Source organism: Pseudomonas sp. GW460-LB5 (genome assembly GCF_059423245.1).
In genome coordinates this window covers 113220-126142 of the sequence record NZ_JBWKXT010000007.1, presented here as the reverse complement: position 1 = coordinate 126142, position 12923 = coordinate 113220, and the positions used below count along the sequence as shown (strand labels likewise).

At 65.1% G+C, this 12923-nt stretch carries 12 protein-coding genes; 4 read left to right on the top strand and 8 right to left on the bottom strand.

Annotation, left to right across the window (positions count from 1 at the left end; genetic code table 11):
* The first annotated feature begins 15 nt into the window (after positions 1–15).
* Positions 16–2667, top strand: coding sequence for an excinuclease ABC subunit UvrA (locus tag AC07XM_RS07220; RefSeq protein WP_023093420.1), 2652 nt, complete (start codon positions 16–18; stop codon positions 2665–2667).
* An 80-nt stretch (positions 2668–2747) separates the two neighbouring features.
* On the opposite strand, the gene mobH is transcribed toward AC07XM_RS07220, so the two are convergent.
* Complete coding sequence (mobH, locus tag AC07XM_RS07215; RefSeq protein ID WP_023093421.1) at positions 2748–4586, bottom strand: MobH family relaxase; 1839 nt, start codon at positions 4584–4586, stop codon at positions 2748–2750.
* Between the two features lie 317 nt (positions 4587–4903).
* On the opposite strand from mobH, the gene AC07XM_RS07210 reads away from it, so the two are divergent.
* The 3 genes from AC07XM_RS07210 (at position 4904) to AC07XM_RS07200 (ending at position 6626) form a co-directional block, all read left to right on the top strand.
* The gene (locus AC07XM_RS07210; RefSeq protein WP_023093422.1) at positions 4904–5530 is read left to right on the top strand and encodes a hypothetical protein; all 627 of its coding nucleotides are present in this window, start codon (positions 4904–4906) and stop codon (positions 5528–5530) included.
* Between the two features lie 12 nt (positions 5531–5542).
* On the top strand, positions 5543–6175 hold the full coding sequence (locus AC07XM_RS07205; RefSeq protein ID WP_023093423.1) for an RES family NAD+ phosphorylase: 633 nt from the start codon (positions 5543–5545) through the stop codon (positions 6173–6175).
* Positions 6176–6260: 85 nt separating this feature from the next.
* Positions 6261–6626 carry a DUF3742 family protein gene (locus tag AC07XM_RS07200; RefSeq protein WP_023093424.1) on the top strand — a complete coding sequence of 122 codons (366 nt, stop codon included), beginning with the start codon at positions 6261–6263 and terminating at the stop codon, positions 6624–6626.
* 11 nt (positions 6627–6637) lie between these two features.
* Here the strand turns inward: AC07XM_RS07200 and AC07XM_RS07195 are convergent, their stop codons facing one another.
* The 7 genes from AC07XM_RS07195 to AC07XM_RS07165 all read right to left on the bottom strand — a co-directional run bounded on the left by AC07XM_RS07195 (position 6638) and on the right by AC07XM_RS07165 (position 12918).
* Positions 6638–8158, bottom strand: a complete 1521-nt coding sequence (locus tag AC07XM_RS07195; protein ID WP_023093425.1) for a conjugal transfer protein TraG N-terminal domain-containing protein — start codon at positions 8156–8158, stop codon at positions 6638–6640.
* A 15-nt stretch (positions 8159–8173) separates the two neighbouring features.
* Positions 8174–8530: a hypothetical protein gene (locus AC07XM_RS07190; protein WP_023093426.1), complete on the bottom strand. Its 357-nt coding sequence runs from the start codon at positions 8528–8530 to the stop codon at positions 8174–8176.
* Positions 8527–9921, bottom strand: a complete 1395-nt coding sequence (locus AC07XM_RS07185) for an integrating conjugative element protein (RefSeq protein ID WP_023093427.1) — start codon at positions 9919–9921, stop codon at positions 8527–8529. Before AC07XM_RS07185 ends, AC07XM_RS07190 begins: the two co-directional genes overlap by 4 nt.
* A gap of 9 nt (positions 9922–9930) precedes the next feature.
* On the bottom strand, positions 9931–10878 hold the full coding sequence (locus AC07XM_RS07180; RefSeq protein WP_023093428.1) for a TIGR03756 family integrating conjugative element protein: 948 nt from the start codon (positions 10876–10878) through the stop codon (positions 9931–9933).
* Positions 10875–11321, bottom strand: coding sequence for a TIGR03757 family integrating conjugative element protein (locus AC07XM_RS07175; protein ID WP_023093429.1), 447 nt, complete (start codon positions 11319–11321; stop codon positions 10875–10877). The genes AC07XM_RS07180 and AC07XM_RS07175 overlap by 4 nt, the downstream gene beginning before the upstream one ends.
* Positions 11322–11483: 162 nt before the next feature.
* Positions 11484–11978: a JAB domain-containing protein gene (locus AC07XM_RS07170; protein WP_023093430.1), complete on the bottom strand. Its 495-nt coding sequence runs from the start codon at positions 11976–11978 to the stop codon at positions 11484–11486.
* 175 nt (positions 11979–12153) lie between these two features.
* A complete protein-coding gene (locus tag AC07XM_RS07165) occupies positions 12154–12918 on the bottom strand; it encodes a DsbA family protein (RefSeq protein ID WP_023093431.1) in 765 nt (254 codons plus the stop codon).
* Positions 12919–12923 lie beyond the last annotated feature (5 nt).

The window sequence follows — 12923 nt, the reverse complement described above, 5'->3', positions numbered from 1 at the left end:
CTACAGGATAAAAACATGCCAAACAATTCTTTCGGTGAATCCTCTTGTACGGCTGCGGCCAGCGGCATGGTGGAAGTGCGCGGCGCGCGCGAGAACAACCTCAAAGAGGTGGACGTTTCCATCCCGCGTAACGCGCTGGTGGTGTTCTCCGGCGTTTCCGGCTCCGGCAAGTCCTCGCTGGCCTTCGGCACCATCTACGCCGAGGCGCAGCGGCGCTACTTCGAGTCGGTGGCCCCCTATGCGCGGCGCCTGATCGACCAGGCCGGCGTGCCGGACGTCGATGCGATCGACGGCCTGCCGCCGGCGGTGGCGTTGCAACAGCAGCGGGGCTCCAGCAACGCGCGTTCCTCCGTGGGCAGTGTGACCACCCTGTCCAGCCTGGTGCGGATGATGTATTCGCGCGCCGGCGCCTACCCAGCCAACCAGCCGATGCTGTACGCCGAGGATTTTTCGCCCAACACGCCGCAGGGAGCGTGCCCGACCTGCCACGGCCTGGGCCATGTGTACGAGGTGACCGAGGCCATCATGGTGCCCGATCCCTCCCTGAGCATCCGCGAGCGGGCGATCGCCTCCTGGCCCCCCGCCTGGCAAGGCCAGAACCTGCGCGACATCCTGGTCAGCATGGGCTACGACGTTGACCGACCGTGGAAGGACCTGCCGAAGAAGGATCGCGACTGGATTCTGTTCACCGAGGAAACACCGACAGTGCCGGTGTACGCCGGCTTCACGCCCGCCGAAACTCGCGTCGCGCTCAAGCGCAAGATGGAGCCGAGCTACATGGGCACCTTCACCGGCGCCCGGCGGTATGTGCTGCACACCTTTGCCAATACCCAAAGCGCACTGATGAGAAAGCGCGTGTCCCGGTTCATGGAGGGCAAGCCGTGCCCCACCTGCCACGGCAAGCGGCTCAAGCCCGAGGCGCTGTCGGTCACTTTCGCCGGCGTGGACATCGGCGCGTTCATGCAGATGCCGCTGGACCAGTTGGCTGCCTTGCTCGAACCCATTGCCCAGGGCGATTTCCGCGCCCATGCAGCGGGGGAGGCTACGGACAAGGAAGCGACCCGACGCGACCGTGCCGAACGCGCGGCCTCCGGCCGTGCCGTCCATGCGGTATCGCCCGACGTGCGCCGCACCTCCGCGCTGTCGGAAGAAAAGCGCCTCGCCGCGCAGCGCCTGGCCGGCGGTGTGATGGCGCGCCTGCGTCAACTGCGTGGGCTGGGCCTGGGTTACCTGACGCTGGACCGGGCCACGCCGACGCTTTCGGCCGGCGAGTTGCAGCGCCTGCGGCTGGCCACGCAATTGAGTTCCCTGCTGTTCGGTGTTGTGTACGTGCTCGACGAGCCCTCGGCGGGGTTGCACCCCTCCGACAGCCAGGCGCTGTACGACGCGCTCGACCGGCTGCGTGACGCCGGCAACTCGGTGTTCGTGGTCGAGCACGACCTGGACCTGATGCGCCGCGCGCAATGGCTGGTGGATGTGGGGCCGGATGCCGGGGAGCGTGGCGGCCGCGTGCTCTACAGCGGCGAGCCGGACGGCCTGCGCAAGATTGCCGAATCGCGCACCGCCCGCTATCTGTTCGACGAAATCGCCGCGCCGGGAAGCCGGGCACGCGAAGCGACCGGCTGGCTGGAGCTTCAGGGCATTCATCGTCACAACCTGCATGGCGTGGACGCACGCATTCCGCTGGGCGTGCTGACGGCCGTCACCGGCATCTCCGGCTCGGGCAAGTCCAGCCTCGTCGCGCAGGCGCTGCCGGAGCTGGTGCTACTGCACTTGGGCCACGAGCCCGAGGACGACGCGGCCGAAAGCGCCACCAGCGAAGGGCCGGCAGTGATCGAAGCGACTGGCGGTCATCTGGCGGGCGACGTGGACGCCATACAGCGCCTGGTGCAGGTGGACCAGAAGCCGATCGGGCGCACGCCCCGGTCCAACCTGGCCACCTACACCGGCCTGTTCGACCACGTGCGCAAGCTGTTCGCCGCCACGCCCGATGCGCGACGCCGCCGCTATGACGCCGGGCGCTTCTCGTTCAACGTGGCTAAGGGGCGTTGCGAGACCTGCGAGGGCGAGGGCTTCGTCAGTGTGGAGTTGCTGTTCATGCCCAGCGTGTACGCCCCGTGTCCGACGTGCCATGGCGCACGCTACAACGAGGCCACGCTGAAGGTGCGATGGAACGGGCGCAACATCGCCGAGGTGCTGCAGATGACCGTGGACGAAGCCAGCGAATTCTTTGCGGGTGAAGACGCCGTGGCCCGGCCCCTGCAATTGCTGCGCGATATCGGATTGGGCTATCTGCGCCTGGGGCAACCGGCCACGGAACTTTCCGGTGGCGAGGCGCAGCGCATCAAGCTGGCGACCGAGCTTCAGCGCAGCCAGCGCGGCCGAAGCCTGTACGTGCTCGACGAGCCAACCACCGGGCTGCATGCATCGGATGCCGACCGGCTGCTGGTGCAGTTGCAGCGCCTGGTCGATGCCGGCAACACCGTGGTGATGATCGAGCACGATATGCGCGCGGTGGCTCAGGCCGATTGGGTGATCGACGTGGGGCCTGGTGCAGGCGCTGCCGGCGGCAGCATCGTGGTGGCGGGCTCCCCTCAGCAGGTGGCCCGAACGTCTGGCAGCCGAACCGCTCCGTTCCTTGCGCAGGAGTTGGCGCGGGCCGAGTAGCTCAGTTCGCCAAATGTTGCCAGCTTTCGCGGGGTATTGATCGTCGCCAAACGACGGTGGCGATCAATGCCCGAATCGCGTCATCCTTCCTGAGTCAGAGCAAGATAGGGATTGTTGGGCGGTATTTCGGGGAATGCCAAGGACCCATCTTCAAGGAGGTAGCCATGCAGTCGGCGGGACTTCCTCGGGCCCGTGACCTCACAGGTCCAAATGTTCAGGCCATTGGGGTGCTTGCGATGTAGCTGCAGCTTCTCGAAGCGCTTCTGCACCCACTGCCAATCCTGTTGATTCTCCTGCTTGGCGAGCGCGGCCACTTCGGGATGCTCCTGCGCATAGCGTTGGAACACACCCGGGCTGACCAGGTAGGCCGTGTCATTCACCGTATGCACGAGCGCCTTCGCGTCATTGATGATGAGCCGTCGTGAGGTGATTCCCTGCTTCAGCCAAACCATGAACTGTTCCGCGGATGGCTTCGTTGCCGATGACCCAGGCGTAGGCGCGGGTACAGGTGATGGAATGGACGTCGCGGCTGTTGCTGGCGCGGGAGGGTGGAGGAACTCTTCGGCATCCTGACCAACGCCGGCCGACTCACCCAAGCCCACCATCGCGAGCAAGTCCTCCATGACGTCGGGCACGGGCTGGGCCGCGGGCGGTGAAACGATGGTGGTGCTGTCGTCCTCCCAAATTGGAGGCTCTTGACCTCCCTGCGCTGGGTTCACCGAGACGGTTGGCGCGGGAGCCGACATGCTGGCGTCGTTTTCCGCGGGCGTCGCGTCGATCTCTACCGTGCCTGCGAAAGGTGCTGGTCGCTCGCCAGACTCCCAGATCAGCGCGGGAGCGAGACGCAACAGGGTGAACGAATGGGACCAGCCGGTCGTGCTGGTGACGGTCGCGCGCCAGACCGCTTTGCCGTCCGAGGTGGGCTGGAGCATGCCGTGGTCCTGCAGTACGTTGAACACGGCGGTGTTGTTCGCAGGAATGCCATCGATCCCCTGAGACAGGAGGTGTGCGCGCAGTTTGTCCGAGACCGTCTTGCTCACCAGCCACAAACCATCCTCGGTGAGCCAGCCATCGGAGGCTTCCGGCTGGTTCAGCTTCAACTGTTCCTTGAGCAGGTAGCGCAACCCGTCCAGCAGCTTGCGTTGCAGTGCGTGCTTGGGCGCGGCCATGGCGCGCGCCGGATCGCCGCCCAGCTCCTGGGCCACCGACGCCCGGTCTGCTTGCACGACGAGTTCCCCTAGTACACCGGCATGTTCGTACTGACCGGCCAGCACATAGAGCAGCGGTGCCCAGAGAGCCGGATAGTCGCTGAGCCAGTCCAGGACGTGGCGGTCGAGCAGTTGGCGATAGAGCAAGCCTGTTGCAGCGCTGTGCAGGCGGTATTCGCGGTCGTCACGGTAGCGAAATCGGTACGCCTGGTGCAGCGGGCCATGCCACGGATGCCAAGTACTGCCGTCGGCCAGTTCGACGTGTAGATCGACGGCGATCTTGCCAATATCGTGGAGCAGCGCAGCATAGGCGACGGCGGCGGTCCAGGCTTCGGACTGCGCCGCCTGGTCTTCGGGACTGGCACCGATGGGCAGCAGATGGGACTGCCGCAGTTTCAGGCTGTAGGCCACGATCTCCAGGCCGTGGTCGAGCATGCCGCCCGGATAGGCATGGTGATGCGCCTCGGAGGCCGGAAAGGCTTGGACCAGTTCGGCGTAGCGTTCCAGGGGCGTGCGGTACAGGGTGGCGAATTGCCGGTGTGAGAGCGACGTGCGCTGCCAGATGTGCTCCAGCAGCTTCTGCCGGCGTGGGGTGGCCAGCAGCGATGCGGCCGACTCAGGACGCAGCAGCCCTTTCGGGAGGTCGGTGACGGGTGGTGGCGTCGGTGCGGCAGCGACCGGGGGCCGTTTTCGCTGGAACAGGGAGAGCATGTGAGGTGTCCTAATGACGGGCCGACCGGGAGGCCTTTTGGCCTTTTCGAGGTAGGGCCTTTCCCCTTGCACCCCATTCCCTTGCCATTTCGACCCTTTGGCCTTTAACCGTTTCGGTATAGCGGGGCCTGGACCGCGGCTCCACCGTCAATGTGGAACCCGCTCGAATGCATTGGACGGCGACCAGGCGCTGGCCTCGGTCTATGCTGCGAAGGCGCTGCTTCCGCCGGGTACGTTGCTCTCTAGGCGTCAAAGTTGACAAACGCGACAAAGGCGACTAGAGTGAAGCCTGTCTCAAACCTACTCGGGAGATGACCATGCCCACTGCCATTGAATTCATTGCCGACCGTCTGCCGCGCGTCACGGTGGAAGATGTACGCCGCTTCGCGGATACCGTCGAAATCCGGGATGCCACGGCTTTCGCGGCCGAGTTGCAGGCGTTCGTCCACGAGCGCGTGGAAGCGGTGACACTGCCCGCCAACTTGCAGGGGGAGACCGTTGGGCAGGCCCTTGCACGCAAGGCGGCCGCGCTGCGCGCCGACACGCGCTGGGCACCGAATGAAACCGACGTCCAGCGAGGCCGTGCCGTGCTGCTGGAAACCTTCAACCAGCCGCACAACCTGCCGCCCGCGGAGTTCGCCAAGCTGGCGGACAAGTCGCGCCAGCAGATCTACAAGGACATCCTCGCGCGTCGGCTGCTGGCGCTGAACGTGGGGCCACGCGGTCAGAAGCTGCCCGACTGGCAGCTCGACCCGGTGAAACAGCAGTTGACCCAAACCGTGCTTCAGGAGGTCGAGGGTATCGATCACTGGACGATCTACCGCGCACTGTCCGAACCGCTCGAAGGCTTGGGCGGTCGCTCGCCGGTGGATGCGGTGACGCATGGCACGATCGACGACGTGGCCGAGGCCGTGTTCAACGTGCTGGGCGTTCAGGTGCATTGAAGCGAGACTGCCATGAGCCACGAGCTGCCTTCGTTCCTGATCGATGCCGGTGAACTGCTCCAGCATGTGAGCCGCGTCGTCTATCGGGGCAGCCCGCTGTACTATGGTCGCAGCAGCACCAATCGCTACGACGACCCTGCCCGAACCTACGGCGTGCTCTACCTGGGGCGCGACCTGCCCACGGCGCTGATGGAGTCGGTGTTTCACAAGCATCAGTGGCTTGATGACGCGAAGCGCTCGATCGCATTGAAAGAAGTCCAGGGCAGGATGGTGCGCGCCGTAGGGGTGATGGCCGACGTGCTTCTGGCCGATCTCACGGCACCAGGCGTCATGGCGGGCTACTTTGGCCTGAACCTGGAGCAGTTGGCCAGCCGTGGCTACACGCACACGCAGCAGGTGTCCGCTCATGTGCATGCGATGGTCGGCGACGACGGCCAACCTCTGTTTGACGGGGTACTCTATCCGTCGCGCAACAACTATCCCGCCAAGAGCATCGCCCTGTTCGAGCGTGCGGAAACGAAGGTCAGCGTCATCGAGGACATCGATCTGGTTGACCATGTGGACTGGCCGCGTTTCGTTGCCACCTACCGCATCGGCGTGGAACCCGACCCCGGCCCGATAGAACCGGATGACGAAGCGTCCTGAAGCAGCGAGAAGACACATTGGAAGCCCGAAACGGAATGAAGTGGAGCACACTGGAATAGGCATTCCTCAGTAGCAGGAGACGACCATGAACACCACAACCCGCACCAGCACCGCAGAACGTATCGGCCGCGCCTTTGGCCGTGGATGGCGTGCCTATGCGCGTGGCGAACGGCGGGTATCGAATTGGTTGGTGGCCACAGGGGTGCCTTCGGTTGGTGTCACAGTGCTGCTGTGGGCGGTCAAGCTGGCTGTGCTGGGCGCGCTGCTCTACGCCGCCTTCTGGTTCGCACTCGTGTTGCTGGGAGTCGTGGTGGCGGGATGGGCGGCGGCTGCCAATACCTCGGAAGAAGACGAGTGGCCGTTCACCGACCTCACCGAACTGCGCAAGACACCCGGCTACGATCCCAATCTGTACAACGATACGTCGCACGAGTTGTACACCGACGACTGATCGGCACCGCGCTACTTCAGCTTACCTCCGGTAAGGGCCCCAGCGCCCTTACCGCCTGCTTGGCCGGCGCTCTTGCTGCCATCTGAAAGCCCCTGGATGACGTGCCCGGCCCGAATCCCAACCCAGGTAAGGCTCGCAAGCCAAAAGCCCGGCAAGACCAGGAACATCGTGCCCATGACGAACATCAGGAGCAGGTCGCCAAAGGCATTATTCAGCCCCACCAGTGGATCGAAGTTAGTGTGTGGCCGGTTCCAGCCGAAGCCCCACCCATAGAGCGCATCGAGGATGGTGCTGTCGATCCAGCGTGCGAGTTGGAACCAGAAATCGGTGAAGAACAGCGCGAACTGCACGACGCTGACGGTGACGACCGTCTTCAGGTCATAGGTTCCGACGACCAGTACGAGCGGGATGCAGATGACCAGTGCCATCTTGAGCAAGGCAAGCACCATGGGCAGCGCCTGGCGCACCACGTCCATGGCGGGAAATGCGGCAAGTGCCCCGACCGCCATTCCTACATCCCCCGTGGCCCGCGTCACGATGTTCGGCAGGGTCTTGTCGATCTGGCCGCCGTAGTCGGTATAGACCGAACCCTGGTTGAGCTTCTGCTGTCGCGGTGACGCGATGGTACGGACCACCGAATCGTCCACCTCGGTACGGCTCAGGAACCCGGCCCAGCCCGCCAAGCGATTCAACAGGCTGGGGTCCACCTGGCTCAGCAGCCGTGCCCGCAGGCCGTTGCTGCCATCGGCCCACCACTGCCTGCAGGTCGGGTAACCGCCGCCACTGGCCACCTGCGCAAGCCCTGCGTCGCGGGTGTCGTCATAGGGCCATGACTCGCGCGCCGTGCTGGAACGGTAGCTGTCGTAGTAGCCGCCGGTATCCGTGAAAAACCTCGAACCGATCCAGGTCACGTCGTTCATTTGAGCTTCGTCCAGCTCCGGCCGCGCCATGAACAATTTAGCGCGTGCAGGTCCGTAGCAGTCGTGTGTGAAATCGGCCACTTCCTGAGCCAGAACTGGGTCGTTGATGCGGGTAGCGTCGATCTCCATGCGCATCTGTCGTAGGTCTGTCCCGCACGGAATTGCCGCCACCGAGGCGCTGGTGACGGCGCGCGAGAGCGCGTGCATGAAGGCCCACCAGACCGGCACCTTGGCACTCTGGTTGTTGATGGTGCTGAAGGACTGGGACCAGCCGGTATCCGTGGGCTGCGGCACGTTGACCTGGCACTGGGCCGAGCGCGAGCTGTCGTACTGAATGGTGTTGAGATCCACGTCGATGAAGGGGATGCCGGCGAACATCACCACTACGATGGCGACGAACACCCGGTTCTCGATGCGTGCGGCCGAGAGCACGCCCTTGTTGCCTTCGTCGGCACCCTCCGCACGGGCCTTGAGCCATTCCTGCACGATGATCGTCACGAAGGGCAGTGCGAATACCCCGCTGGATACCAGTACCGCCCAGATGCCGTTGTTGACGATCCAGGACACCAGGGTCAGGTAGTACTCCAGGTAGTCGGTCGTGAAAAGCGTCATGGCTCGGCCCTCCCCTCAACCCTGCATCAACAGGCTGGCTTCAAGCGCCACGATGGCAACGACGCCGGCGATCTCGCTGCGCACCAGGCGGCGCCGCGCTTGCGCGTCGTCCTCACGCGCAAGCAGCCGGCGACGCATCCAGACCCAGCCGTAGGCCGTCGCGCCATACAGGCACAGCCGCCAGACCAGGAAGTAGCCCGCTGCTGCCGCCAGCCAACGCTCCCAGCCCGCGACGCTTCCGACGAGGTAGATGCCAACGATGTTGGCGCTCACGGCGACGGCCGCGAGTACCACCGTCCACAGCAGCGCCTTCGCTGCGCGCCGGCTGAACAGCCAGCGCGGGCGCAGCCAGGTCGCACGCATCAGGCTCATGGCCGGCCTCCCGGATTGCCCTTCTGCAACTGATCGAGGCGGTCAGGCACTGGATCGCCTTCGTAGATGCCACGCGAGCCCGCCGCGCGCGTGCCGTGGCGCTGGATGATCGCCATGGGCGAGTTGTTCGCCAGCTCCCGGCGCAGCTCCAGCTCGGTCTTGAGGTTGCGAATCTCGCGATCGAGCGTGTCGCTCTCGTGGTTCACCGCCTCCACGGCGAGCTGGTTGGCCGCCACGTTGGGTTCCTTCTTGCCGGTCAGCAGAGTGCGTTGCAGCAGTAGCGCCTTCTCCAGCACCGACGCCAGCGCAACCTCGGACGCCAGGCGCTGCGACAGGAGGTGCTGATCCGGCTCGTCGCGCAGTGCCTCGACCACGCCGCGCGTGATGGGCAGCGACGCACTGCCGGCCTCCCGCAGGTTTTCGGGCGTCGTGTTCTTCGCCTTGGATACCAGGTCTTGGAGCGCCTGCAGCTTGGCGTCGTACTCCTCCTGGATCAGGGGCGTCAGCCCGACGCCGGGCACCGTCTCCGTCTTGGTGCAGGCGTCGCAGGTGCGCTGCTCCTTCTCGCCGAGCACCCGTGTTGCCCACTCGATGGCCGCCTGCGGCGTGGTCCAGGTTTGGCACGACAGGCTCGTGCAACTGGCCGGAGCGATTGCCGACGTGTCGGTCACCCCGCGGCCATTGACCAGGTTGTAGCCCGCGCGGGTGACGTCACCGACCACCTTGATCGCGGGCTGACCGGAGCCGCCGGCATTGCTTCCCCCGACCCAGGGCACGCCATCGTTGCCACGGCGCGTCTCGGCCTGCTCGATGGCCGAGACGGCATCCGTGCTCGACACTGCATCACGCAACGCCATGCCTTCGGCCATCTGGCTCCAGCCGAGTTGGCCGCCCGCCGTTTCGGCCATCTTTTCGGCCATGGCGCGGCACGTCAGCTTCGAGCGGTCGAAATCCAGCCGCGCTTGCAGAACGCCGTTGGTGAGCAGGTTGTAGAGGCCTGGATCTGCCCGCTGGATGATCAACGCCGGCAGGGACGCCACAGCACTCGTAGCACTCTGGATCACCGAGGACATGATCTGCTGAAAGCCATTGGTGACACCGTTGAGTTGATTCTTCAACGTGGTCTGGATGCTCATGTCGCCGCAGATCAGATTGCTGTTCCAGCCGACACCCACGCCGAGCGAGCGCATGCCGGCTGCGCGACCCATCGAAACGGCGCTGCCGCCGCCGATGGAATACATGACGTCATCGCCGATGACGTTGCCGCTGGTCTGGTAGCCCAGTTGGCCCCAGGCCACGCCGCTTGCCAGAACCAACGCGCCGGTAAGCGCCAAACAGATCCTCTTGCCACGAGCCGGTGGGGAGAACTGCATAGATTCGGAACGCTTCATCGCGACACCTCAAAGGAAATCAACGCTGCCAAGGAACACCTGTCCACGGCGTTCGCAGCAGGCATACGGCCGCCACAGCGCCCAGGCGTAGTCGCCTTGCTGGGCCTGGGTCAGGAAGCCGGTGCGTGGGAAAACCGTGCAGGACGAGGACAGGACGGGCGTGAGTTCCTGCCACTTGCCAGTCGAGGCATCACCCTCCATCAGCGCGCCGGCGGGCCAGTAGCCATCGCGGGCATTGGCAAGCAGCGGCTGGTACACGTGCAACTGCCCGCGGCGCGTGACGACATCGCCCGCACGCTGGGCCACCACGGCTCCCGATTTGTGGTCGTCGGTCTGGTGTAGGAAGCCGCCGCGGGGATACACGTTGCCCCAAAGGTTCATCGTGGTGCGTGCGCCGACCTCGCGCATGCCGGGAATCAATGCCTCCGGGTAGGCCATCTCGGGCACGTTGTAGCGCCAGGCAAGCGTGTCCAAGGTGCTGAGCAGATACGGCATGAATGCCGTTCCCGCGCCCTCGCAGAAGTAGCCCGAGGACGAAACAAACTGGTTGAACACCTCGACGCCGGGATGGCCGATCACGTCGGCGTTCTTGAATTTCGCGAGATTGTTTTCGTGATCCTCGTTCGTCGTTCCATCGCCGCCCGCTTGGGCGGACGGGTTGGCCGTACTCATCGCCCGGACTTCGACCCACGGGTTCTCGCCCGTGTTGCTGTAGCTGGAGACGACCGCATCGGGAATGTAGTGGCGCACCTTGACAGAGGTGCGCACCGTGCAGCCTCCCCAGGTGCAGTAGAGCCAGTAGCAGATACCCACCACCCGGTACTCCAAGCAATCGGGCGAGGCCACCGAGGCAACGATGGCGGTGGTGTTCAAGGCGTAGCTACCCGTGGCGCTGAGCAGCAGCAAGGAAGCCACGCCAGCCCGCATGCGGCGCATAAGGTCGAATGGCCGCTTCATGGCTGGGCCCTCCGACGCTGCTCAATGCGCGCGACGGCGCGCGCCACATCCGGCTCGCCATAGACCACGTAGCGCTGATCCACCACGACAGCCGGGATGCTGGTGATGCCCAGGCTCCATGCGTCGGTGACGCCTTGGTATGCGGAAGCGATGCGGCGCTGTAGGTCGGCGCCGCCTTGGTTCAGCCGACGCTTGACGGTGGCCGCCGCCTGTTCGGGGGCGGCGGGCAGTTCAGCAGAAAGCTCCGCTTCAATCCGGCGGGCTTCGTCCAGCTCGATCAGCCGCTCGCCGCCCATGGTCTTGACCGGGTGGTGGCTGTCGGTGACGACCAATACGTCGGCCGCGAAGATGACGGGGCTGAACACGGCCAGGGACGCCGGCAGCGCCACAACCAGGCCAAGGGTTCGCCAGCCCGACGCGAACGTGGAAAAGGATGCCGGCATGTCGCGTGCCCCGAAAGTTGATCAGGGCCATAGTCAAACGCGAACCTCATGCCACCCCAACAAACAATGCGCATCGCGGGCTGCCCGCATACCTGCTTGTCCCGCGCCAATAAAAAAACGGAGGCCGAAGCCTCCGCGAGGATCAATGAAGCAATGCGACCGTTACAGCAGGCCGGACTCCGCAAAGGAGAACGGGGAACCCTGGCCGACGATGATGTGGTCCAGTACCCGCACATCGATGAGCGCCAGCGCGGCCTGCAGTTGCTGGGTCAGCATGCGATCCGCGCTCGACGGTTCGGAGATGCCCGAGGGGTGCTGGTGGGCGAAGACCACCGCGGCGGCATTCAGCTCCAGCACACGCTGTACGACGACACGTGGATAGACCGAAGTCGCGTTGATCGTGCCCTTGAACAGCGGCTCGTAGGCCAGCACCTGGTTCATGCTGTTCAGGAACACAGCGGCGAATATCTCGTTGGGCTCAGCGACCAGTTTCAGGCGCAGGTAGTCCCGCACAGCGGCCGGTCGGCTGAGGCACGGTCCAGCTTTGAAAACCCGCCTCTCCAGCAGCACGATGGCTTGCTGGATGATCCAGTCCTCGTGTTGGGCAGCGGTGGCGGAAAGCGACTCCAGGCAGGAGTCGTTGACGACGAAAGACATGGCGAACCTCCAGACGGTGAGATCGGAGGGCGCGCGCCCTGGGAGGGCAAGCCCTCCTGGGGAACGAACAAGGTGCATCCATCACCGCGGCAGCGGTGATCGTTCGCGACCAGGATGCGAGGCGAACGGGTTGCGGTCAGCGCAGCGGACTGCGCCGTAGCCATGAAGACCGGGGCTACCTGGGCATGTCGCCGACGACGTCGGCAGGCATTTCGGATGGGGGTGTGCCGGTCGGACCATCAGCCGCCAGCATGTCCATGGCAGACAACAAGGCGTCGCCCTCGATCGGTCCCTGCAGCAGGATGGCCTGGCCCGTCTGGCGATCGAGCAGGCGCAGTGATGGAGTGGCGGTTACGCCGCTCTTGGTGGCTTCCGCAGCCTGGGCGCGGATAGCCGCACTGGGTCTTTCGCTTGACATGCACTGCTCGATGGCTGGCGTCGATTCGGGGTAGCGCAAGCCATCCGGCAAGCCCTGGCCGTCGCTGCGCGTGTGGGCATAGACCCATTCGACCGCCTGCCAGAACGCGGCATGCCCGCCAGATTCGGCTGCGCATTCGGCCAGACGTGCCTCGGCCGACGCAGCCGGCTCGTGCGCGGCCAGCGGCTGGTGGTGCCATTGCAGCGCCACGTCGGCGTTGGTGCCCACCCACCGCTTGAGCTGCGGGAAATACTCCCGGCAGAACGGGCACTCCAGGTCAGCATAGAGCGTCAGCGTGAAACGGCCTTTGGGGTTGCCCATTAGCCAGGGCGGCCCGGCCACCGGTGCCATGCTGACCGGCGTGGGCGGCTGCGGCGGGGATTCGCCGGGCGACCTCGACACAAGCCAGATCAGCAGCAGCGCGACCAGCACAGCAGCCAATGCCCAGGGCCAGCGGGGCCGCCCGTTGCGGCGGCGGAACGCCTGGACCTGCATCGGAATGGAAGGACGTTTCTGTTCCATGGCGT